Source organism: Nocardia mexicana NBRC 108244 (assembly GCF_001613165.1).
GTDB classification, from domain to species: Bacteria; Actinomycetota; Actinomycetes; order Mycobacteriales; family Mycobacteriaceae; genus Nocardia; species Nocardia mexicana.
This window is the reverse complement of record NZ_BDBV01000022.1, coordinates 233,193-255,899: the sequence shown is the minus strand read 5'-3', so window position 1 is coordinate 255,899 and position 22,707 is coordinate 233,193. Positions and strand designations below refer to the sequence as shown.

Annotated in this window: 25 protein-coding genes and 1 tRNA gene; 12 read left to right on the top strand and 14 right to left on the bottom strand. The window is 63.0% G+C overall.

Annotated features, from left to right (window positions below; all coding sequences use genetic code 11):
- Positions 1–180: 180 nt before the first annotated feature.
- Positions 181–2,568 (bottom strand): beta-glucosidase family protein, encoded by a 2,388-nt coding sequence (locus NM1_RS09685; protein WP_068016820.1) that lies wholly within the window; start codon positions 2,566–2,568, stop codon positions 181–183.
- 430 nt (positions 2,569–2,998) lie between these two features.
- Positions 2,999–3,514 (bottom strand): DUF8176 domain-containing protein, encoded by a 516-nt coding sequence (locus NM1_RS09680; RefSeq protein ID WP_246010758.1) that lies wholly within the window; start codon positions 3,512–3,514, stop codon positions 2,999–3,001.
- Positions 3,515–3,900: 386 nt separating this feature from the next.
- On the opposite strand from NM1_RS09680, the gene NM1_RS09675 reads away from it, so the two are divergent.
- Positions 3,901–3,977, top strand: a tRNA-Pro gene (locus NM1_RS09675).
- Here NM1_RS09675 and NM1_RS42115 read toward each other — a convergent pair.
- From NM1_RS42115 to NM1_RS09645, 6 genes are all read right to left on the bottom strand, one after another.
- Positions 3,940–4,788 carry a zinc ribbon domain-containing protein gene (locus tag NM1_RS42115; RefSeq protein ID WP_114699394.1) on the bottom strand — a complete coding sequence of 283 codons (849 nt, stop codon included), beginning with the start codon at positions 4,786–4,788 and terminating at the stop codon, positions 3,940–3,942. The genes NM1_RS09675 and NM1_RS42115 overlap by 38 nt on opposite strands.
- A 181-nt stretch (positions 4,789–4,969) precedes the next feature.
- Positions 4,970–5,206 (bottom strand): hypothetical protein, encoded by a 237-nt coding sequence (locus tag NM1_RS09665; RefSeq protein ID WP_068016811.1) that lies wholly within the window; start codon positions 5,204–5,206, stop codon positions 4,970–4,972.
- A complete protein-coding gene (locus tag NM1_RS09660; RefSeq protein ID WP_068016807.1) occupies positions 5,203–5,820 on the bottom strand; it encodes a hypothetical protein in 618 nt (205 codons plus the stop codon). Before NM1_RS09660 ends, NM1_RS09665 begins: the two co-directional genes overlap by 4 nt.
- Before the next feature lie 62 nt (positions 5,821–5,882).
- Complete coding sequence (locus NM1_RS09655) at positions 5,883–6,092, bottom strand: hypothetical protein (RefSeq protein WP_068016803.1); 210 nt, start codon at positions 6,090–6,092, stop codon at positions 5,883–5,885.
- Between the two features lie 6 nt (positions 6,093–6,098).
- Entirely contained in the window at positions 6,099–6,620 is a 522-nt protein-coding gene (locus NM1_RS09650; protein ID WP_068016800.1) for a hypothetical protein, read from the bottom strand.
- A 126-nt stretch (positions 6,621–6,746) separates the two neighbouring features.
- Positions 6,747–6,962, bottom strand: coding sequence for a hypothetical protein (locus NM1_RS09645; RefSeq protein ID WP_068016797.1), 216 nt, complete (start codon positions 6,960–6,962; stop codon positions 6,747–6,749).
- Between the two features lie 280 nt (positions 6,963–7,242).
- Here NM1_RS09645 and NM1_RS09640 point away from each other — a divergent pair, with 280 nt between their 5' ends.
- Positions 7,243–8,616: an NsdA family TPR-like regulatory protein gene (locus NM1_RS09640; RefSeq protein WP_147288818.1), complete on the top strand. Its 1,374-nt coding sequence runs from the start codon at positions 7,243–7,245 to the stop codon at positions 8,614–8,616.
- An 82-nt stretch (positions 8,617–8,698) separates the two neighbouring features.
- On the opposite strand, the gene NM1_RS09635 is transcribed toward NM1_RS09640, so the two are convergent.
- The gene (locus tag NM1_RS09635; protein WP_068016789.1) at positions 8,699–8,995 is read right to left on the bottom strand and encodes a DUF6968 family protein; all 297 of its coding nucleotides are present in this window, start codon (positions 8,993–8,995) and stop codon (positions 8,699–8,701) included.
- 9 nt (positions 8,996–9,004) lie between these two features.
- Positions 9,005–9,208 carry a hypothetical protein gene (locus NM1_RS09630; RefSeq protein WP_147288820.1) on the bottom strand — a complete coding sequence of 68 codons (204 nt, stop codon included), beginning with the start codon at positions 9,206–9,208 and terminating at the stop codon, positions 9,005–9,007.
- A gap of 273 nt (positions 9,209–9,481) precedes the next feature.
- Here NM1_RS09630 and NM1_RS09625 point away from each other — a divergent pair, with 273 nt between their 5' ends.
- From NM1_RS09625 to NM1_RS42110, 5 genes are all read left to right on the top strand, one after another.
- The gene (locus NM1_RS09625) at positions 9,482–10,939 is read left to right on the top strand and encodes an NsdA family TPR-like regulatory protein (RefSeq protein ID WP_147288821.1); all 1,458 of its coding nucleotides are present in this window, start codon (positions 9,482–9,484) and stop codon (positions 10,937–10,939) included.
- A gap of 11 nt (positions 10,940–10,950) precedes the next feature.
- Positions 10,951–11,331 (top strand): hypothetical protein, encoded by a 381-nt coding sequence (locus tag NM1_RS09620; RefSeq protein ID WP_246010759.1) that lies wholly within the window; start codon positions 10,951–10,953, stop codon positions 11,329–11,331.
- A gap of 139 nt (positions 11,332–11,470) precedes the next feature.
- Entirely contained in the window at positions 11,471–12,676 is a 1,206-nt protein-coding gene (locus NM1_RS40965; protein ID WP_084519326.1) for a hypothetical protein, read from the top strand.
- 66 nt (positions 12,677–12,742) lie between these two features.
- Positions 12,743–13,453 (top strand): hypothetical protein, encoded by a 711-nt coding sequence (locus NM1_RS09615; protein ID WP_068016779.1) that lies wholly within the window; start codon positions 12,743–12,745, stop codon positions 13,451–13,453.
- Positions 13,454–13,703: 250 nt separating this feature from the next.
- Positions 13,704–14,060 carry a hypothetical protein gene (locus tag NM1_RS42110; protein WP_147288822.1) on the top strand — a complete coding sequence of 119 codons (357 nt, stop codon included), beginning with the start codon at positions 13,704–13,706 and terminating at the stop codon, positions 14,058–14,060.
- Here NM1_RS42110 and NM1_RS09610 read toward each other — a convergent pair.
- Positions 14,051–14,476 (bottom strand): helix-turn-helix domain-containing protein, encoded by a 426-nt coding sequence (locus NM1_RS09610; RefSeq protein WP_255286179.1) that lies wholly within the window; start codon positions 14,474–14,476, stop codon positions 14,051–14,053. The genes NM1_RS42110 and NM1_RS09610 overlap by 10 nt on opposite strands.
- Positions 14,477–14,958: 482 nt before the next feature.
- Between NM1_RS09610 and NM1_RS09600 the strand changes: the two genes are divergently transcribed.
- Positions 14,959–16,341 carry a hypothetical protein gene (locus NM1_RS09600; RefSeq protein WP_246010761.1) on the top strand — a complete coding sequence of 461 codons (1,383 nt, stop codon included), beginning with the start codon at positions 14,959–14,961 and terminating at the stop codon, positions 16,339–16,341.
- Positions 16,342–17,175: 834 nt separating this feature from the next.
- On the top strand, positions 17,176–17,622 hold the full coding sequence (locus NM1_RS42105; RefSeq protein WP_147288823.1) for a hypothetical protein: 447 nt from the start codon (positions 17,176–17,178) through the stop codon (positions 17,620–17,622).
- Positions 17,623–17,797: 175 nt separating this feature from the next.
- Here the strand turns inward: NM1_RS42105 and NM1_RS09595 are convergent, their stop codons facing one another.
- From NM1_RS09595 to NM1_RS09585, 3 genes are all read right to left on the bottom strand, one after another.
- The gene (locus tag NM1_RS09595) at positions 17,798–18,709 is read right to left on the bottom strand and encodes a hypothetical protein (RefSeq protein WP_068016774.1); all 912 of its coding nucleotides are present in this window, start codon (positions 18,707–18,709) and stop codon (positions 17,798–17,800) included.
- Positions 18,710–18,755: 46 nt separating this feature from the next.
- Positions 18,756–19,160 carry a helix-turn-helix domain-containing protein gene (locus tag NM1_RS09590; protein WP_068016771.1) on the bottom strand — a complete coding sequence of 135 codons (405 nt, stop codon included), beginning with the start codon at positions 19,158–19,160 and terminating at the stop codon, positions 18,756–18,758.
- A gap of 188 nt (positions 19,161–19,348) precedes the next feature.
- A complete protein-coding gene (locus tag NM1_RS09585; protein WP_068016770.1) occupies positions 19,349–20,275 on the bottom strand; it encodes a LysR family transcriptional regulator in 927 nt (308 codons plus the stop codon).
- Positions 20,276–20,395: 120 nt separating this feature from the next.
- On the opposite strand from NM1_RS09585, the gene NM1_RS09580 reads away from it, so the two are divergent.
- From NM1_RS09580 to NM1_RS09570, 3 genes are read left to right on the top strand one after another with little or no spacing between them, the layout of a single operon-like run.
- Positions 20,396–21,088 carry a type 1 glutamine amidotransferase domain-containing protein gene (locus NM1_RS09580; protein WP_068016767.1) on the top strand — a complete coding sequence of 231 codons (693 nt, stop codon included), beginning with the start codon at positions 20,396–20,398 and terminating at the stop codon, positions 21,086–21,088.
- Positions 21,089–21,093: 5 nt separating this feature from the next.
- Positions 21,094–21,648, top strand: a complete 555-nt coding sequence (locus tag NM1_RS09575; RefSeq protein WP_068016764.1) for a TetR/AcrR family transcriptional regulator — start codon at positions 21,094–21,096, stop codon at positions 21,646–21,648.
- On the top strand, positions 21,648–22,676 hold the full coding sequence (locus tag NM1_RS09570; protein WP_068016761.1) for an NADP-dependent oxidoreductase: 1,029 nt from the start codon (positions 21,648–21,650) through the stop codon (positions 22,674–22,676). The genes NM1_RS09575 and NM1_RS09570 overlap by 1 nt, the downstream gene beginning before the upstream one ends.
- The last annotated feature ends 31 nt before the right edge of the window (positions 22,677–22,707 follow it).

The following is a 22,707-nucleotide window of genomic DNA, read 5'->3' as shown; positions in this document are numbered from 1 at the left end:
GGGGCGGGAGCCGCCCACCGATCGGCTGCCCGGTCGGTAGCGAACCTCTCGCCCTCGCTGTACGTATCGTTCACGGAAGCGTACTGGACGATCGTCCAGCTCGCTAGCGTTGCGCGGCAAGTATCGGCCCTACCGGCCCTGATAGATACACAACACGCTCGGCCACAGCCGGAAATACGGTCAGGCGACGATCTCGGCCGCGAGAGGCAGGGCGATCACCGATGTGCCGACGTGCACGCCGAAGACGCCGGGCTCGACGGCCCACCCGTCGTCGGCCCAGTGCTCGAATGCCCGCTGCGGCAACGCGATCTCCACGCGCTGTGACTCCCCCGGCTCCAGGGTCACGGTCGCGAAGGCGGCCAGCCAGCGCACCGGCCGATCGATCGCGCTGTGCTCGCGGGCGAGATAGACCTGCACGACCTGTTTGCCTGTGCGCTCACCGATATTGGTGACCGTGACGGTGACGGTCCGGCCCGAGACGTCTAGATTGCGCAATTCCCATGTCGTGTAGCCGAGTCCGTGGCCGAACGGGTACGCGGGCTCGATCCCGGCGCGCAGCCAGGCCCGGTAGCCGATGTGCACGCCCTCCGAGTAGGTCAGGGCGCCGCCGTCGGGGGTGGTGTTCAGCACCGGGACGTCGGCCATGGTCTTCGGCCAGGTGGTGGGCAGGCGGCCGCCGGGTTCGCTCGCGCCGGTGAGCACGTCGGCCAGCGCCGCCCCGAACTCCTGCCCCGGGAACCACGACAGCAGGACCGCGGCGACATCCTCGCGCCACGGCATCTCCACGGGCGCACCGGAATTCACCACGACTATGGTGCGCGGGTTCTCCGCCGCCACGGCGGCGACCAGCTCGTCCTGACGGCCCGGCAGCCGCAGCGTGGCCCGGTCGGTGCCCTCGCTCTCGATCTGCTCGGTGGTGCCGACCACCACGACCGCCACGTCGGCGGTGCGCGCCGCCTCGACCGCGGCCGCGAATTCGTCCTCCGGCGAACGCCGCGGGCGCTCGGCCCCGAGCGTCACGCCGAGGAAGACGCCCAGTCCCGGCATCGCGGTCAGGTTGCCGATGGTGATGCGGACGTCGACCTCCTGGCCCTCGGCCAGTGTTCGGGCCACCGTTCGCTGCGGGGGATCCAGCAGTGCGGCAACGGGATCGCTGCCCTCGAATCCGACATCACCCTCGGCGGCGGTCTCGCCATCCAGATCGAGCCGCACGTGCCCGAGCGCCCCGACGCCGATCCGCCATTCGCCGGACCGGTCGGCTCGCAATGTCGCGCGCAACTCGACCGCCGACGCGCGCTCCGCCGACGGGTCACCGAAGAGCACCAGGTTGCCGGCGGCGCGGTGCTGGGTATCGAGGACCGTCTCGCCGTCCAGATAACGCAGACACAGTCCGGGCGTGCCGGTTTCGGGGTCGGTGATCAGGTCCAGCGGCACCGGTGACAGCGCGTCCGACAGCCACACGCCGGGGGTGTAGGTGACCGGCAGGGCGTCTCGCAGACCCTGCAGCGGCGTGCTGGTGTGCGACGGGATCACCGTGGCACTGCCGCCGCCCATCAGCCGCGGTTCGGCCGCGGGCGCGCCCAGCAGTGCGACCGTCGTATCGGGCCGCAGGGGCAGCACACCGTCGTTGCGGACCAGCACCATCGCCTCGGCGGCGGCGCGGCGCACCAGGCCTCGCGACTGCGCGTCGGTGAAATCCGGTGTGGGACGCGGGGATCCGTCGAGCGCACCGACGCGCATCGCGAAACGCAGGATGCGCCGGACCTTTTCGTCGATCGCCGCCTCCGGCACGGTACCCGCGCGGATCGCCTGCAGCAGCGGCTCACCCCACAGCGTCGGCGGGCCGGGCATGCACAGATCGGTCCCCCGCGCGGCGCCCTCGGTCGACCGCACCGCGGTCCAGTCCGACACCACCACGCCGTCGAAACCCCAACTGCCCTTGAGCGGTTCGTCCAGCAGCCCATTCTCGGTCATGGTGGTGCCGTCGACGGAGTTGTAGGCCGCCATCACCATCCAGGCGCCCGCCTGCACGCTGCGCTCGAACGGATACAGGTACAGTTCGCGCAGCGTCCGGTCGTCGACGCGCACATCCACGGTGAAGCGATCGGTCTCGGAGTCGTTGGCCACGTAGTGTTTTGGGCATGCGCTCACCCCGTGCTGCTGCACGGCCCGAACGTAGGCGTCGGCCATCTCGGCGGTGAGCATCGGATCCTCGGAGAAGCATTCGAAATGCCTGCCGCCCAACGGGGATCGGTGCAGGTTGATGGTCGGCCCCAGCACCGCGTACACGTCCTTGCGGCGTGCCTCCGCGGCGATCAGCCCGCCGATCTCGCCGAGCAGGTCCCGGTCCCAGGTCGCGGCCAGCGCGGTGCCGGACGGCAGGCTGACCGACGGATCGCGCTCGTCCCAGTTCTCGCCGCGCACCCCCGACGGACCGTCGGACACCGGCATCTCGGCCAGCCCGATAGCCGGATCGCCCGCCATCCGGAACATTCCGGCCCCCGAGATCAACCGGGCCTTCGACGACAGGTCCAGTTTCGCCAGCAACTCCTCGATCCGGTCGTCCATGCGCCGCCCCGTTCCTGTCGACTGCGTGTCCCGCCCGAGGCTACCCGACCGACCACTCGGTCAAGTGCGTGTCTCCCGCATCTCCCGATGGTCACTCCGCGACGCCCGTGCCGCTACCGCGACACGCCGTCCCTGGTGTCTGGCAGTTCGAATATGGACTGCGCCCGATGCGCCGAGCCGAGGTATGTCGCCTTTGGGCAGCGCCGCCCGCCGGTTCGGCACGCACATCGGTTCGGCACGCACATCGGTTCGGCACGCACATCGGTTCGGCACGCACATCGGTTCGGCACCGGAGGTTGATTCAGCACCGCCTCTCGGTTCGGCACCACTCCTCGGTCCGCCCCCGGTCCGGCACTGCACGAGGGGTCAGCCCGTACGTCAATTCGCCACCGCCCCGCGATCTGCCACCACTCCCGGGTCGCCACCGCACCTACCGTCGCGGGCGCACCGGGTCGATACGGGTGATCACCGTCGAACCCTCGCGGACCTCTACGGTCACCTCCTGACGGTAGGTGCGCACCGATCGATCCAGCCGGTTCTCGGTGATCGTCACGGCGAACCGCCCGTCCGGCTGCGGCGCGACCTCCACGCAGTGCCGGGTGCCGGTCGGCACCGTCGCGATCCCGACATCGATCACCGCCGCCGGTGACACCCACGCGTCGGGGGTCGTCACGGCTCGGGCCCGCAACCCCGAGCGGGCCACGTAGTACGCGTGCTGAAACGCCAAGATGACATCGGGCCCCGACCCCGTCGATCCCACCCCGTTCCCCCGCACCAACTGCTCGGTTCGCGTCGGGATGCACTCCGGTCCGCCGCCGAGACTCAGATCGGCAGCGCCCACCAGCGCTTCCGGCGCCGTCGCGGGCGTATGCGCATCGACCCGGCCCAGCACCAGCACGCCGACCACCGCCACCGACCCGATCATCGCCGCCGACCCAACCAGCATCCCGCGCCGCCCTCGCCCCCGGGCATGCCGCCGCGGCCGCGCGGACGTGATCATCCCCGGCCAGACCGGCGCGGGCGCCCCACGAGCCACATCCCGGAGCGGCCCACCGCTCCTGGGCACCCCGCTCCCCGACGACCGGCGCCGCGACCTCCGCTGCACAACCATGTCCCCGCCGCACCCCCTTTCCGATGCGCGCCGCCCTCACCACCCGATCCGGCGGTCAATATCGTTGGGCGATAACAAGATTGCACATCCCACCGCACCATGCCCCCCGAACCACCCAACTCCGCCCCCAACACGCCCACCAGCCCCCGCACAGTGCCGATTTGGTGACACCCGGGGGTCCTGGGGTAATCTCATCGAGCACCCGCCGCAAGCGGGAGCAACGGGCTGTGGCGCAGCTTGGTAGCGCACTTGACTGGGGGTCAAGTGGTCGCAGGTTCAAATCCTGTCAGCCCGACCAGAGCGCCCTTACCTGAACCAGTGACTGAAAAGACACTGGCGAGGGTAGGGGCGTTTTTCTCCTCTACTGCCTGATCGTTCAACCTGGTGTTTCCATCGTCTGTGCCGGACGGACGCCTCCGTCGCGTCGATCGCTTGGACTGGGTGCCTGGTTGATGGCCAGCCCGACCTGCGGCAAGCTTCAGTCCTTCCGCCGCTCCGGTGCTGCGCTCCCGGTAGGCGCGATGAGCATCGTGCAACTCGGAGAACAGTGGTGTCTTCTCATCGTCGGCCACATCTGGATCGTCCAGGTAGAACCGCTCGAAAAACGTCTCGTTGAGCAGGCGACGGATCGAATCAGTGCCGTCTTGGTACAGCTGGCGTGGGTTGGATACCAGCCGGAGTGCGTCACGCAGGAGATCGACGCCAAGACTGAGTTCTGCTGCGGAATCGGTCAGCCCGGCCTCGATCCGTAGGCGCTGTACTCGGATGTCTTGCAGCTTCGCCTTGATCTTGCCCGTCGGCATGGTGTCGTCTGCCAGTGCCGTAACCAGCCGATCTTCTTTCTGATCGAGCTTCTTCAATTGCCGCTGCAGGGAGGCGTGTCGCTCCCTCACGCTGGCGGATTCATCAGCCAGGACTTCGTCCAGCAGGCTACGAAGCGCGGTGATGAAGTCACTCGGCAAGGCCAGCGTCTCGTAGTGCGCTGCGATCGCTTCCTCGACCAGTTCCACCCGAAGATGCGGGAGATCGCAGACACCATCCTCACGACCGCGGCAAACGAAGTAGCGATACTTCGTGCCGCCGCGCCCCGTCACTTCCGCGAAGACCATGCGACTGGTACGGCCACGCGGTGGCACCGATCGCATCGTCACTGTGACGGCCAGGAACGAACATATGCCGCCCCGGCTGGTGAATCTCCTTCCACCACACACCAACCCGGAAGCTCAGCACCGCCGTGAAGAACACCGAGGCGGGCCACAGGATGACGACTAGCGATGACGACACGTCGGATCAACCATCGCCGTGGGGCAGCGCCAAGCTGCCCCACCCATCGTCATCCTGCAGCAGCAGGTACGCCGCCTCCAGGTGCACAATGCACTCGTCCGGGTGGTGAAAGCGATGGATATACCGCAGTTCCCACGCTCGCGCCGTGGTGAGATCCATCAGGTGCACTTGGCACATGAATTCGGCCAGCTTGCCGTCTGCCTGGACAAAGTTCCGGAAGTGTATGGGTTCTGGGGAGGTCATTGGTCGGTCCCGCTCGACTGAAGCCCAGCGTCGGGCCACACTCGCCTCGGTGGAAACTCCGTCCCATCCCCCTCCGGCCCCTGTTCCTCGGGGAGGCGCAGCCGCCCCTCCCGTACCGCCACCACCAACTCGTTGAACGACTCGATGCACCAACCAAGTTCGGCCGCATCGCGCTCGTGGTGCTCAGCATCGTTCTGCCGCAGGGCATACAGCAGGTACTTCCAGACAAGCCACGCCACCCACTGCCCGTACGTCGATGGGCTCAGTGGCGCATCCCGTTGGTACACAATCCCTTTGGTGTGCCCACCCGCCTCGCGGTCGATGAACCAGACATACAAATTGAGCTGCTCATTGATCTTGGCGGTGTCTTTGGGCCGCTCATCATGGACATGTCGCCAGATGCCCACCAGCTCCCGTGCTGTACGGAGCATCACCGTGCTTGGTTCCTCCATTCCAGCGCAGACCCGCAAGAACGATCCGGTGTCCGGCAGCGGCTGATCCGGCGTCGCCTCCACCGGCGGCACGGTGAAGGCCAAAGGCCGCTCGGGATCGGCGCCGTAGAAGATGTGGTAGGCGGGGCGGTCGGTGGACGTGGTGGCGTTGTTTTCGGGCATGCAGGGGAATCCCTTCTGTATCGGGAAGATAGGAAATGCTTGGGGTGGAACAGCTTTCGCGCTTAGTCCCATAAGTCGCTGCAGGGCAGCGCCGGAAGATCGGCGCGCACGTCATCGTCGATCGTCACAACCAGCTCCAGCTCGCCGAATCCACTCGCCAGTTCGTCCGCAACGTTCTGTGCCTGTTCCTCGCTGGCTTGGTAGTCGAGGCTCAGCGCACCGGATTCGATGTGGATATGGCGGATACGTCGAGGCGGGCGAGCTGGCCGCATGGGCGATCACACCCCCGGCAGCAGGCGTCGGCCGGATTCGATCTCGGCAGCTAAGTAGTCGTAGCCCTTGCACAGCTCCACCAACTGCTCAGCTTCCGGAACTTCATCGCAGTTCCGCTGTTGGGCCTTGGCGATGATGGCTTCCCAGAGATCCGCCATCCGGGCGGCAATTTCACCGATGCTCTCGGTGTGCAACGGCTCCAGCAGCAAGCCGTCGACGGGCATCGAGTTCGGTGATGGGGCCAGCATCGGCGGTGGTGGAGGGGGTGCACCATCCAGCCGATTGCGCCGCTGTGCCAACCGTTCCCGCACCACTTCGTCAATGATGGTGATCAGCATCTCGATGTCGCACTGAGCCGAAACCAGCGCTGCCGCAGCTGCTTTCAGTTGCGCATACGACGCTGTTGCATCAGCCAGAACATCGAACGCCTGCCGGTACTCCCGCTGGCACTCCACCAAGTCGAAGGCCGGATGCAGGATGTCGCTTGCCGTGACAACCTGACGGCCTGAAAACGCGGCCAGGATCATCTCGGATGAGGGCAACGGTTCCAACGGTGCCCATTCAGGAATAGCGTCAGGAGTACCGTCCGGATCACTGGGCCGCGTTGGCCGATCGTCCGGTGCGTCGTCCCCTGAAATAGCCGTCATCCCGGATCACCGCGGATGGATCGTAGACGGCTTCAGGCGGTCGGCCTCGGCGAGCACCTGCAGCGCCGCTGCCTTACGCGGGCATTTGATGGCTCGGCAGGCGATGTGGAATTGCGTGATGGTGTGAGCCTGCGCCACCGTGAAGGGCGTATCCGGTGCGAGGTGCGTTTCGGATTCTGTCATGGTGGCGAGTTGGTGAATGGCGAGCGTCGTGTAGGGCATGGCGTGGTACCTCCCCGAGCTGGGTCCGTTTCGGCCTGAGCGGTACCCGGCACCAAGGGCTCTCGCCACTGACCCCGGCACTGAGGTCGGTGCGCCGCCCGAGGGGGTACGGCGTCGCTTGGTACCGGGTACCGGTTTTACCTTGGCCCCCAAGGGGTTTGGCCCGCGACAGGCTAGTGGTGGGGTAGTGTGGGGCTACTGAACGTATTTGCCCAGGTCAGAACGGTTGAACTTAGGTAAGGCTATGGTCAGAGGGCGGGAATGGACCGGGTTTGAAGCCGTGGCGCTGCAGGAGGCCATGCGGAAGTCCGTGCGGGAGTTCGCCGCCCTGTTAGGAATTGATCCCTCCACCGTTATCAACTGGCGCAGTGGCCTGGGGAGCGTGCTGCCCCGGTCTGTCACCCAGGCCATGCTGGATACCACCCTGCAGCAGCGGGCCACCCCGGAAGACCGGGCGCGGTTCGACCAAATTGTGGCCGAGGGCGAATCCGTTTGGCGGCAGCGGCATGATCGTCCACTCACCGACGACCCGAGCGCGCTCCAACCCACACGGCATCCGAGCAGCGCCATCTCCTCACCCCTTCCCGAAGCGGTTACCGTGGGAGGCAGTCCTCTGGGTGTGGAAGGGGAGGATGTTGTGGAGCGCAAGACGTTTCTACAGGTACTAACAGGCTCCATGGCGGGCTTGGCACTCGGTGCTGCTGGTCTGACCGAAGCCCACGAACGCCTCGTCAAGGCCGTGGACGAGCCATCGCGCGTGGACGCTGCCCTGATCGAGCACTTCGATCGGATCTGCGACTATTGCCGGCGCCAGGACGATATCCAGGGTGCCCAGGCCGTTCTGACCGTTGCGCAGGCGCAGCTGCGTCTGCTGCACGCCATGCTGGCGGATTGTCCCGCCCGCCTGCAGCCGCAGCTGCTTGCGGTGTACAGCAAGTTAGCGGGTCTGGCCGGATGGCTGTCACTCGATGCACGCCAGTTCGCCAACTCCTGGCGCTACTTTGAAGTGGCGCACGCCGCAGCACATCAAGCGGGCGCCCCGGACCTGATCGGATTCACACTGGCTCGGATGAGCCATGTTGCCAAGGCACAGGATCGGCTGGGGCTGGCGGTCGACTACGCCTCGACCGCGGTGGCCAGCACCAAGCAGGCCGAGCCGATGGTGCACACCTTCGCCTACGACCAACTCGCTCGCGCCTATGCCAAAGCCGGGGACGAGACAAAATGCTTCGCGGCGTTGGAACAGGCACACAGCTCATACCAGCGGGCGAAAACTGAAGGGGCACAGGAGCCCTCGCTGGCCTACTTCTACGACGACGGCTTTTTACCGCATACCGAGAGTCAGTGCTACCTCAACCTCGGACAGTCGGATCGGGCGGTCGAGAAGGCGGAACAGTCGCTGGCGCTGCATGATCCGCACATGGTGCGCGACAACGCCTTTTCCAAGCTCTACTTAGCGGCAACCTATGTGCAATCGGATCAGCCCGAACCCGCGGTTAGCGCCCTGATGGATGCGGCCGGTTGGGCACGGCAGAACCGCTCGGTGCAGCTGGCCGAACGCATCCAAACGGTACGGGCCTCGATGACGCAGTGGCAGGGAACAGCGCCGGTGGCGGAGCTGGACGGGTATCTCAGGGAGCAACCGCTGACATAGGGTGCGCGTTCAAATATATTGCTGCCCAACGAAAGAGCCCGCCAGCCTGATGATTGACGGGCTCTCATCGGTGCTGAACTGCCTAGCCTGAACTCCGCGGGAACCCCAGATCCTCCCCACCGAGGTAGGTGTAGCCATCGCCGCTGGCGGCCAGAACATCACCGATGCGAGCCAGTGTCAGGGTGAGGGCCTGGACGCTGTCGACGCCGACGGTGTAGCCCTCGTCCAGTAGCTCGGTGCCCTTGATCCGGAACGGGCAGAAGAAGTCTTCACTCTCCATGTACGGCCGAGGCCGACCAATCTCCACCGTTACAGCTTCCTCCCCGCGATGCAGCGTCCGCACAGCGATCGGTTCGCCCAACTCCCAGGTAATTGGCATGACGTAATCCTATTCCGCCGCTTCGGCTTCGGGCAGGCGCGCGGCAGCCCACCGGAACGGATAGTGCTTGCCGCTGAGGCAATCCGCATACCACTGATTGACCAGCTCGTAGCATTGCCGCCGCTTGTCCGACGTCTTGAAACGCGCCTGGCAGCCGGGTATGAGTTCGTCGTAGTACTGGCGGTCGCACCACTCCTTGATGTGCTCGGGCACACCGGTGTGCACAGGTGCCGCTACTGAACACCGGCTCGGTGTTGTCGTCGCCGAACCTTCACCGGCACCAACGAGTACCGAACCCGTCACGGCGCTAGCAAGCAGGATGACGCGAAATAGATTGCGAGGCATGGGATTTCCCCCTGTAGATGCAGCGAATAATGCCTCTTCAGGGTGGCGGGTAGGCAGTTTTCCTCGCGAGTGCCTAGTGGTGGCGTACTGTGTGGCTAACGTATGGGTTTGACCTGGTCAGGGCGTACCGTAGGTGGGGCGATGGTCAGAGGGCGGGAATGGACAGGATTTGAGGCAGCCGCGCTGCAAGAAGCGATGCGGCGATCGGTGCGCGACTTCGCCCTCCTGCTGGGACTCGAATCCACCACCGTGACCAACTGGCGGACCGGCCTCTCCGCGGTGAAACCGCGCTCCGCCACGCAGGCCATCCTGGATACCACGCTCGACCAGCGGGCAACTGCCGAAGATCGGGCACGCTTCGAGCAGATCATCGCCGAGGGCGAAGCAGTCTGGCGGCAACGGCACCATATATCTTCCCGGCGGGCTGGCGCCGCGAATGACGGATCGACCAGCGCTGAACTGGCGGACGTAACCGTGAGCGGGGCGGCGAACACTGTGGGCGCTCCCCCGGTCCCTGGCGGCGGATCTACTACTGTGGGTGGCAGTCACCCCGCTATACCCGGTGGGGCGTACCCCACGGAGATTACGGATATGAACCGGCGAGAGTTGTTGCGGCTGCTGAGCATTGCCACAACCACCCTCGCGGCCCCGGTGGGGATCGACTGGGATCGGCTGCGCTATTCCTCCGCCACGGGCCAGGCCGATCCAACCACGCTTGAGCAGTACGGCCGGGTGAACCAGCTGCTGTGGCAGGACTACGGTCAGGCCGAAACCAAGGCCGCCGTGTTCGGCGCTGCCCGTGAGCAGCTCACCACCTTGGTGGAGGGCCTGCGGCACTCGCGTCTCCCCGAGCTGCGCCGTCGCCAACACGAGCTGATCGCTGACATCCTCCAACTGTCCGGCGAGATTCTGCTCGATGCCAACCAGCTGGCCGAGGCCGCCCATTGCTATGCGCTATCAGGCACGTTCGCGGCCGAAGCACGGGCCTACGACCTGTGGGCCTGTGCCCTGACACGTCACGCCTACATCGGCATTTTCGATAACCGCTACGACTACGCCCTACCGCTCGTGGAACAGGCCGTCGGCATAGCCCAGGGTGGGGACAGCCAACTTCCTACCCGGTATTGGGCAGAGAGCGTCCGGGCACAAGTCCTGGCGGGCCTCGGTGACAGCGATGGCTGTAAGCGGTCGTTCGATGCTGCGCGCGGAGTGCTGGATCTCGCGGACACTCCCTTGGTGGGGTGGCTGCGGTTCGGCGGTGAACGCATCGACGAAGAACAGGCGAGCTGCCTGATCCAACTGGGCCAGGCCGAGCCGGCCGAAGCCATACTGACGCCGCTTTTGGATCGGCCACTATCCACCCGCCGCCGCGCCAGCGTGCTGGTCGACCTCGCCGCGGCCGGGGCACTGCGCAGCGATCCAGTCCAGGCAGTGTGGTACGGCGGAACCGCCGTCGATATTGCGCGGCGCACCCGATCCGGCTATCTCGGGCGCAGGCTTGATCAACTGCGGCAACGACTGGCCGGGCTGCAGGGCGATCGGCACGTAGCCCACCTCGAACACCAGATCTCTACGCTGGCAACCGCACCCACCTACTGATGAGGAGCACAGTGAGCACCGATACCAACCATGGCGGCAAAGTCTTTCGTGAAGCCTGGATTGCCGGTGTGACCACGCACTATCCCGGTACGCCGAAGGACAGCTACATCACGCCGTGGGAGGACACGCCGGACTGGGAGCGAGCCAGCGCGGCGGCGGTGTACCAGCAGGTTGCCGAGTTCATCCGTCTCACCAACGGTGCCGCGACGCGCCTCGATCCGGAGACGAAAGGCCGATTCGTCGCCATCTGCTGGATCGGACAGATCTACGCGCACATCCCGGAACCGAAGCCCAGCTACGTGGCACCGTGGGAACAACTGCCGGAGTGGCAGCAGAAGACCGACATCGGGGTCTTCGAGGCGGTGGAGCGGGACGTGGCTGCCGCTCTGTAAGTTCCTAATGATCTCCAGGCAGTAGGCCGCCAGTCGCTTGACGCTGACTGTGCGCTCATGTCACGTAACGTCCCCTAGCCAGTCCCCGACATCCAGGGCAGAGCACAAGCGCAGGGTGTATCGCCTTACGGAGGGCATTGTGGACGGCGAAATAGTATTAGCGCACCCAGACGTCGAAATAATAGCAGCGAGCGACGTCCCGCAGCTTATGCAGCAAATCCTCCCCCAATGGCAGGCAAAGGGGTTGATCGACCGAGTTCGACGACTGTTGCCGGTGGATCCGAGCAGCGCATGTCAGCGTCTATTGAACGCCGCTATCGCTGATCTCAGGGAAAAGATCACTATCGCTGGTCTCGACATTGCTGGTGAAGCAGCCGCAGCCCATAAGCTCCCTCCGGTAAAAAGTTCGGACGACATCGAGAGCTATTCAACGGCAAAGATCATAGATTTATCGTATAGGATGGGACTTCTCTCCCGAGCCGAATGGCGCCGATTGACGCGTACCTATGATATCCGGCGAGACCTTGAGCATGAAGACTCAGAGTACGAGGCTGGCATTGAAGATTGCATCTACATCTTCAAAACATGCATCGAAGCGGTCCTGTCAAAGGATCCCGTTACATTACTCAAGGTCATAGAAGTCAAGGATCTGATTCAAGCTTCAGTGCCAGCGACAGCGGATGCTCGATTAGTCGAAGACTACAGCCATGCTCCGGACACACGTCAGATAGAGATACTTGAGTTTCTAACAAGTTACGCTCTTGATGAGAAAAATCCAGAGATAGTGCGGCAAAATTCCTATTCTGTCTTGTCCGCCCTAGCTGAGACGACGAGGGACAGCGTACGCGTTGGCCTTGCGACGAAATTTCAGGAAAGGGTTGGCAGAGAACCTCTGACAAAGACCCACGTCCGTGTCGCAGATGCCGCAGGCGTTTTACCATATCTTCGACGTGCTCAACGTTCGTCGTTCTTCGCGTCGTATAATCAACTATTGGAGACTACTGGATATGACTTCCGAAGCAACGCCAGACATGGCGCACTGCTACGAGATTTGATTGAGTGCGGCGGCTTGCACAGCATTCCGCCCGATGAGCTAATACGCACCCTGAAATGGCTTGTGTTGTGCTATATAGGTGAGCCTGGAGGGTATGGTGCGGGCATTCACCGCCGAGTATTCTACAGCAACAGTGGTGCACCGTTGGCCATGGCTCTCATCGAACGTGACGTCGACATTGCACGTGAGCCGCTCGCTGCACTGGCGAATGACAACGAGGTGGAGGAAGCGTTGCGAAACGAGCATGTGGCTCGTAGGTACCAGGATCTACTGGATTTGGTGGAGCCGTGAGAACTCACGCTCCTGCGTCGAGCCGGAGGCCCCGCTTGCGTGAGGTGTCAATTGAGATGGGGCACCATGACCGATCATGAGGTTTCGGCCTCGCTCAAAGTAGCAGCCGAGTTGAACGTAAGCGTCAAGGTTCGCCACTACTACGCCTCCCTCCATCTGTGGTCAGCTCTGCACAGCGCCCGCCTGTGTCGTGAGCGGGAACAGACACTTCTCCAGTCGGACGTCGCGGACATAGAGCATCGTGTGCTCGCGATCTCTGCGGTCACCTCGTCGGTGCTGTTCCTCGAAGCGCTCGTGAATGAGACGTTCCAGGATGCCTACGACGATGGCCATGGCGCATCAAGGATCAGCGTCCTATCGGCGTCTGCGGTAGCAAAGATGCAGGGGGCGTGGCAGGTGGCGGAGTATCAACTGCGTACGCTCGAAAAGTTTCAGCTCGCGTTAGATTTCGCCAGCAAGCCTCGGCTCGACGAGGGAGCATGGCCGTTCCAGACGACGAACACTATGGTGAAGTTGCGCAACCTGCTGATCCACCCCAAACCGCAGTGGGACAATCTCGATAATGGGGACAAGTTCTTACGGACACTCAAGACCGCGCAGGGCTTCATGGAAAACCAGCAGCCTCTCGGCACCCCTTGGTTTCCGAACAAGGCGCTAGGAGCTGGCTGCGCCGGATGGGCATGTGACACAAGCAAGACATTCGCAAACGAATGGCTCGATCGTTTGGGCTTGAGTCGGACATACGAGACTGACATTGCCGGGTTCCCACGGCCATGACGAGGGAAGCTCACGGCTACGGCCCGGCTCAGTTCGCGGTGCCCCGGCCTTCTGATAAGACGATTGGCATCATCACGAGGGCTGGCCGGTGAATCCGTACGAACTTGGCAAGTACACAATCGTGAGAGATAGTGTCAATCTACGATTGACATATTCGCATCGCACTATTATTTAGTAATCAGCAGTAATATTAGTTACCGACCGGAGCGCAGTGATATAGGAAACTTCCGCCTGGCCAGAGAGGTATTTCATGAAAGATAGGAAACAATCGGCGGGCATTAGCGTTGGCCATCTACGCGGCGGTAGCCGCGTGGAGGAAAATATAACAATTAACAGCGGCGGAATGTATGCAGAATCGGTCGAAAACAATGGCAGCATGTCCAAGAATATGGTTGTAGATGGAGCGGATGGTGAAACAATTCAAAAGATCATTCCGGACCTTCAATTAATGAACCGACCCGATGTGCTGCATGTCCGGTCTATGGGAAAGAGGCCGAATATTTTACAGAAGCTTGCCAATTTTGCCCGTCGGTTCACGAAAGAAGTTATTGCAGGTCTCCTGGTCGCGGGCGCAGTAGCTATACTTGCACAATGGCTTCATTGGTAGGTCGGCCGAGTTGATGGCCGCATCTCCACCTTTCGTCCCCGCAGCGCCCTCCACACACTTCCTTTACTCTTGTCGAGCTGTCGCGCGACAGCATTGAGCGATTGCCCTTCGCCGTAAAGCCGTACTGCCCAGTCAATCTCCTCCTCCGTCATCGGCTGGTACCGCATCTGTACGCCGTGCTCCTGGAAGATCTTCAGCAAGCCGCCTTTGGACAGCCCGTACTCGTCGCACAGCTGGTTGGTCGAAGTACCGTCGCGGTAGGCATCAACCAACTCGGTGATCGTGGCGGGTGACAGCCGACGATCCAACCGCCGCGGTTGCACGGTACTGCTATCTGTCTTCCCATGCCTGCGAAGCGGAGCAGCCTCGATCTTCTGGATCACCTTGCCCAGCCAATCCGGTTCCCACTGTTTCAAGTACCGTCCGGTTACCCCGACCGCGAAAAACCCTCTCTGAACTGGGTCGGAGAGGGTTCGCATTTCAAACGACCCGGAGAGCGAGACCAGAATGGGACCGCAGGTGCTTCGAGAGTTTGTCGCCCGCACCGGTGACCTCCCGGAGATCCGGGTGTAGGTACATCTCGGTCGTGCGGCTGTCCGCGTGTCCAGCGATCTTCTGGAGGACATGCAGCGGGACCCGGAGAACTTCCTCGATCAGCGGAACCACCCGAGCACGATTTCCGTTGGTGCCCTTGCCATCTAGCCCGCCGGCGACGGAGTGGTCTGCCGCCACACCATCCACGTCCACGTCTCCGGATCGATATCGCGCACCCGGCACCTGGACACCTCACCGATCCGCGCCGAGGTGCGGGCAGCGAAGATCGCCCCAAATTGCAGTGCGGTTGTCAGACCTCCGTGCGAAGCTGTTCTGCTGCCCACACGGGGGAGCCACGCAACACGTGACGGTGTCCGAGGAAGGCGAGCAGGTGGAAGAGGCAAAGGAAGACGCGGCGAAAGTACAGGAATGGGTCGGCTATCTGAAAGAGTTTGTCGCCAGCCTGGACGGACTTGCGGGTGACCAGCCGGAGGACTTCTGCGGTAATGCAATCGAGGTGTGGAAGAGCAGGATGTCGCCGGACGTCGCACCGCTGCCGAGCAATCCGGCGATGGTCATCATTGTCGAGACCCTTCGTGCATTGGCCCAGGTGATGACCGCCGTGTTGATGGATCATGCCAACACCCCTGATGCCAGGGACCGCATGACACGCGTCGCTGCACAGAACTCCCTACAGGATGCTCTGGGTGGCATCGTGCGTGATGGTCGCCGTTGGCTGTCAGAGGGGCTGCCCACGAGTGCTGAGATTCAGGAGCGGATCGCTTCCGCTGTCACTGGCATCAGTGCAGCTCAAGAGGCTGCTCAGCAGCAGATGGATCAGGACTCCGCTGCCGACGCAGCCGCCGCCGCTGACCCGTATGGTGCGATCCTGGGCTACCGAGATCCCGACGTGGATGCGGCAATCATCTTCACGAAAGTGTGCTCGTTCACCGAAAACGAGGATAAGTGTTACCGCGATGCGTACGACCGGCTTCGGCGGATGTTGGATAGTGAGTTGCTGCGGCATGTCTCAGATGAAAGCGACAGATTCTGCGATGTGCTGATCGAGGTGATCACCGATTTACGAGATAGGCGAATCTCGTTGGTCGATGAGGACGCCATCGACGAGCGACGGCGGAGGTTACGTTCGGCGCTGATCTCGTTCACCAGTGCATTACACAGCCACAAGGATCAGTCGATCCGCGCCGTACGTGACCTCTTCGGTCGCAAGACCACTGAGGAGCAGGCAGTGCTGGACCTGTTCGATGGCTTGCTGAGCACGTCGTTCGATTATCGCTGGTTGCTAGAGATGCGCGATGCGCTGCTGCACGGCGACATCAATGCATTCAAGTACAACTTCGCGGCACGCCTGCACGGGGAACCAGCGGTGAACGTGTGCATGGACCGGGATTACATGCTTCACTTCACGAGAGAGGCTCGGAAGAAGCCATGGTTGAAGCGCAGCGAGTTGGAACAGATGACCGCCGATCCCAGCGTGCTGGACATGGTGAACGCCATCCAGCCGCAGATGGTTGAGCTGCAAGAGAAGCTCGACGCAATCCTGTACCCGAACACGGCCACTGATGCCGCCACGGTGAAGGAGCTGATCGGTCGTTTCAACGGCAGACAGGGTTTATACGCGTTGCAGAATGGCCCAGGATTTACACGTCGGCTGTGGATTCCTCCCTACATGACTCTTGCCCCGCGCGTACTGGCCTTCGCGGACAACTACGTGGCTGGCAATTGAACCCTGGAGGGTTGACTAGGACTCGGCGGCCGGGCCGTCGCCAGCTTGACAACCGAAGTGATCGTGCGGAACGCTGCGCACCTGCTCTGAACTGAAGCTCGCTGGCGCCTCGGGGCGGGACCAGAACGGGACCGCACGCTACGAGCGTTGTCCCTTGACCAGCACATCAGGACTCCGGATGAACTTCCGTGCAAAGCGTTTGACCTGCGATTTCGACCTCCATCCGATCTGGGGTCAAGGGGTCGCAGTTCAAATCCTGTCAGCCCGACTGGAACGGAGGATGACGGACGCTACTTGAACCGGATGACCGCCTGTGGGGCGATCGCTCGCTGAAGCGCTATGGTGGCGGTAACACCGGTTAAAGCCAACTGGTCGGATGTTATCTATGTGTAGTTCGGGAATCTGATTTCAACGCCGTATCTGATTGCGTTATCCTTTCCACCATGGCTACGTGTACACACCCCAAATGCCTGAAAGAGAGTCCGGAAGAGCAGTTGGGCAAGGCGGCCGTGTCAGCGTTGCTGGATGATAATGAGCTTGATCGCGTTTGTGAAAATGAGAGGCCGGGACCGGTCGTCGACTACCGTTCAACAAGAACTGCTGTCGAAGTTAAGGCGCTCAAGAGTGGGGAGCTGGAAAATCTCCGCGCGACAATTGACAGGAAAGTATCGAATTCACCAATTAGTGTACCCGGCTTGCAGAAAACGTGGTTTGTGATGCCAGATGCAACTGCCGCCGCCGGGGGGCGTTCAGAGTATAATGGAGCGCCGTCAATCCGCCAGATTGAGACACAACTTGGACCGCTCCTGTTCAAATTGGAACAACAAGGTGTCGATGACCTATTTACTGCACCTTGGAAGTTGCAGTCTCAGATTTCATCAATCCTGCGCGGAGGATCTTGCAGCATTCGAGACCTCCGACTTCACTCCCGGAATTCTCCTCACGGGCTACCAGTATGGTCACAGTCGTCCCTTTAGCCTCGATCGAGCGTTCCGGGATAAAATACAGAGCTGGATAGACGCCGACTCGGTGAACATGGTTCAGTCCTTCGTTGGAGAAAGTGGACTACACTGTGGCGTACTGATCATCCATCCAAGCGGTGCTGGATTTTCAATTGCACGTTCATTGTCAGAGGATTTCGGTGATGTCAGAATCGTGCCACAAGAGCCGCTGATACTACCTGATGGGATCGATATCTTGATCACAGTTTCGGCTGATCAAGCTCTTGAATTTACACCGCCAAGACAGTGGAGAAGAATTTCTCTAGAACGCTTGTCTTAAATCGTGCGGTATCAATGAGAAAGTGCTTGGACCGCACGATGGTCGAGTATTCCGGGTCCTGAATGCTTTCGCGCATCGTAACAGGTCATTTTCGCTCTGCCTCCTCGCATGACCTGTCTCGCGGAGACCACGTCTTGGTCCGGACAAGGCGGGGTTCTCACATATTGGGGAGCCGCTACCGCCGCTTCCTCTGCTTGCGCTTGCGCTTCTTCCGCGCATCGCGACTCTTATGTGAACGTCGTTTTGGAGCACTTGAAGACTCTCCGCCATTGATTATCCAGTCAGGCGGCATTGTTCCAGTCTCCCGCCGCCATTCTTGGTACTCCTCCAAGGCGCGTTCCACCGCTTGGAAGTCCTCCATATGGTGGATTGTAATCGCACCGTGAAACCATTCGTAGAATTCTCTACACGCCTTCGACCACTCTTCCATCGGAGTAAGCAGATCCACTTCGCCATCCTGCGACTCAATGTCTTGCTTTGCAGGTGCGCTCCAGCTGCTGTAGGTGGACATGAGCTTATCGCGGTCCAACTTGATGTCGTTCTTCATGTACCCGCCAGCGAACTGCGTGTGCAAGGTGAACGGATACAGAGACTTATGGACACCATAGTTGCGAAGGTCTTGCAGGAATGCGAACTGCGGTTTCACAAGAATGGCTTTTACCTTGGTTCGGTATTGGTCCATGAACTCGGCGTCCTCATCCCGTGCGAGTTCGGGATCGGCCTCCCAGTATCTTTTGACCAACACGTATGTGTGGTCACGAACCGCCATGCGGGACACCAAGAAGTTTCGAAGTAGACCAGATGACTTGCGCTTCCACTGCCGGGTGCCGTCACTGTTGATCACACTCAAGTTGTCTCTGCCGAGGAGGTAACGGCAGAAATGGTCAAACACGATCTTGAAGTCGGAGCTGTAGTCGGAGATAGTGATCTCTAGCTCATTCATGTCGGTTTTCAAACGGCTGCCGAGCATGTCTCGGATCGTGGCTTCACGCTGCGTCATCTCTTCGGCGAGTGGATTCCGGTAGGTGACGCGCGTTTGCGGTTCCTCACCGGCCGTCGCCGCCGATTCAGCGTCTGGTTCGTCCATACAGAGGGACAATACTCAGGTCCACCGACACGTCGAGAGGCCCAGTTCACCAAGAAGACAGCAACAAGCCGTCAACTGGTTCGGGCGGACGTATCGCACCCTCGCCCCGCAACGCCTTCCACACGCTCCCCTTGGCCTTGCCAAGCTGCCGAGCGACGGCATTCAACGACTGCCCCTCGCCGTAAAGCCGCACCGCCCAGTCGATCTCCCCCTCCGTCATCGGCTGGTTTCGCATCTGCATGCCGTGCTCCTGAAGGATCTTCAGCAGTGCGCCCTTGGACAGCCCGTACAGCTCGCATAGTTGGTTGGTAGAGGTGCCGGTCTCGTAAGCAGCTACCAGATCGGCCATCGTCTCTGCGGACAGCCGACGATCCAGCCGTCGCGGTCGAACTGTGCTGCCATCCGTCTTCGAAGGTCGGCGCGTTGGAGCAGCCTCGATCTTGGCGATCACCGACTTCAGCCAATCCGGTTCCCACTGTTTCAAATACCGTCCGCTAACCCCGACAGAAGACGCCAGGTGACAAGCGGTAAGTCACCTGGCGTTCCGACTATCCAGCGAACTCTGACGAATCTATTGCGACATTCGCAATCGCGGCTGACGAACAATCATCCGGCAGTGCGGTACTCGACCAGGATCGCTCACCAGGTTTTCGCCGCGTTCAGCAACTGGGCGCGGACGCGGTCGACGTGCGGCCGGAGGGGCCCGCCGACGCGACGTGCGAGGAATCCGGTATTGATCGGTAGATCGTCGGGATCCATAAGCGTCACAACGGTTCCCATGGTGAGTTCGCGTGCGCACAGGTAGCGCGGCAGCACACTGATACCGGCGCCCGCGGCGACCGCGGCGAGGACCGCGCGCAGGTCCGGGACGGTCAACGCGGGTTCGGCTTCCAAGCGCATGCCGAAGACATGGCGCCAGTAGCGGCGCAGGATCGGCAGATCCGCGGCGTAGCTGATCAGCGGAACCCCGACCAGGCCGCCGGGATCATTGGCGCGTAGCCGGTCGACGTCGATGCTATCGGCGACCTCGGGCGCGGCGACGAGGACGAACTCCTCGTCCGCGAGGGGCTCGGCGAGTACCGACCGGCCGCGCGGCCGCGTGGTGGCGATGACCAGGTCGAGTTTGCCCGCCCGCAGGTCGGTCAGCAGATCGTCGGTGAGTCCGGTGGTGACGGTCAGCCGGACTCCGTCGCCGACCAGGGGCGCCAGGGCAGGCAGGGCCACGATCGCGAGCATCTCGGCCGGGCCGCCGAGGAGAACGGGCGGCTCCGGCAGCGGCGCACTCTCCGTTGACCGGCTACCGATGACGCCCTCCAGGGCGTCCATCGGATCGGCTACCCGCGCGGCCAGGTCGTGGGCCGCCGCTGTCGGGGCCACGCCCCGGGGCAACCGTTCGAACAGCGGCCGGCCGAGGTGCCGTTCCAGCGCCTGCACCTGGGTCGTCACTGTGGGCTGGGACAGGCCCACCTGGGTCGCGGCGGCGGTAAGCGATCCGGCTCGGTAGACGGCCAGAAACGTCCGCAGCTGCGCCAAATCAACGGAGCTATTGGTCACCCTATGTCCCATATCAGAGATTCTATTGGTCAGGTGATGGATGCCGTCCTAGCGTGGGTCTCGACGGTCTGACGAAACACATACGAAGTGTCAGCCCGTCGGAGCCCGCATCATTCCCCGAAGGAGTTCTAGATGGCACGCATCCTGTTCGTCATGACCGGCGTCGACTACTGGACATTGGCCGACGGCACCAAGCACCCCACCGGATACTGGGGCGAGGAGTTCGCCGCACCCTACGAGGCGTTCAAGGCCGCCGGGCACACCATCGTGGTGGCCACCCCGGGTGGCGTCGTCCCGTCGGTCGACCGCGGCAGCCTGGCGCCCGAGGTCAACGGCGGGCCCGACGGCGCGGCGAAGATCGCCGAAACCCTCTCTGCCGCCACCGAATTGGCCCACCCGATCAAACTCGAGGACGCCCAGCTGGCCGACTACGACGCGGTCTACTACCCGGGCGGCCACGGGCCGATGGAGGATCTGGCCGTCAACACCGTCTCCGGCAAGCTGCTGACCGACACCCTCGCCTCCGGTAAGCCGCTCGGCGTGGTGTGCCACGCCCCCGCCGCCCTGCTGGCCACCGCCGACGCGAACGGAAAGTCCCCCTTCGCCGGCTACCGCGTCGCGGCCTTCAGCAACGCCGAGGAAACGCAGGCCGGATTCGCCGACAAGGCCAAGTGGCTGCTGCAGGACCGCCTGGTCGAACTCGGCGTCGACTACCGCGAAGGCGAGCCCTGGGCTCCGCGGGTCGAGGTCGACCGCAACCTCTACACCGGCCAGAACCCGGCCTCCTCCGCACCGCTGGCCGCGGAGATGCTGAAGGCGCTCTGATCTCCGTGGCCGCCGACCGCACCGCGGACATCCTGGACGCGACCCTGCGCTGCCTGCTGCGCTATGGCGTGCGCCGGACTACCGTGGACGACATCGCCACAGAGGTCGGTGTCTCCCGGTCGGCGGTCTACCAGTACGTCCGTAGCAAGGACGACGCTGTACGCCGGGTGGCCGACCGGCTGCACACCGAGGCCCTCTCCCATGCCCGCGAGGCCGCCGTAGCCGACGGCCCTCTCGTCGACCGGATACACGGCATCCTGTCGGCCAAAGTCCAGCTCGCCACCGGCCACTTCGCCGAATCCCCGCACGCCACCGAGATTTTCGACGAGCAGGCCCGGCTCTGCGGCGACATCTGCCGCGAGTTCACCGACGAACTCCACTCCCTGATCACCACCACCCTCACCACCGAGCACATCGACCACCCGGCGGACGCGGCACGGATCCTGCTGGCCGCCACCATCGGTCTGCTGTCCACCGACCGGACGGACCTGCTGCACCGCACCACCACCGCACTGCTCGACGGACTCACCCCCTCGAAACCTTCAGGAGCACAACGATAATGCCCACAACAAGCCGCGAATGGCGTCTGATCACCCGGCCCGTCGGCGCACCCGAACCGGCCGATTTCGAATTCACGACCGCCACTGTTCCCGATCCGGGCCCCGGCCAGGTACTGGTCCGCAACGACTGGCTCTCGGTCGACCCGTACATGCGCGGCCGCATGAACGACGTCGAATCCTATATTCCCCCTTTCGTTCTCGGTGAGCCCATGACCGGCAGCGCGGTCGGCACCGTGATCGCCTCCGGCTCGGAGACGATCCCGGTCGGGTCGACCGTGACCCACTTCGACGGCTGGCGTGAGTACGCGCTGCTCGACGCGGGGAAGGCACAGGTCGTCGACCCGAATCTCGCTCCGGCCCAGGCATATCTGGGCGTGCTGGGCACGACCGGCCTCACGGCGTGGGCGGGCCTGACCGAGGTCGCCCCCGTACGCGAGGGCGACGTGGTGTTCATCTCCGGCGCGGCAGGAGCCGTCGGCTCCGTCGCCGGACAAATCGCCAAGCAACTCGGCGCCGCCAAGGTGATCGGCTCCGCCGGCGGGCCCGCCAAGACCGCCCGGCTCCTCGACGAGTACGGCTTCGACGCCGCCATCGACTACCGCAACGGCACCATCCACCCCGACCTGGCCGCCGCCGCACCCGACGGCGTCGACGTCTACTTCGACAACGTCGGCGGCGACCACCTCGACTCCGCACTGACCACCATGAACCTACGCGGCCGCATCGCGCTGTGCGGCGCCATCTCCATCTACAACGACACCCAACTCCCGCCCGGCCCCAGCCACCTCCCCCTGGCCATCGGCAAGCGAATCACCCTGCGCGGCATGAACGTCAGCGACCACCTGCACCAGGCTCCCGAGTGGGCCGCCAAGGCCGCGGGCTGGCTCGCGGACGGCACCTTGCGCGCCGACGAAACCGTCGTCGACGGCATCGACAATGCCTTCGACGCATTCACCGCCATGATGAACGGCGCCAATACCGGCAAGATGCTGGTGCGCCTCACCGCAACCCCAGGGACTTCACGATGAGCACAACACCCGAACAAAGCGTCCGGCAGCT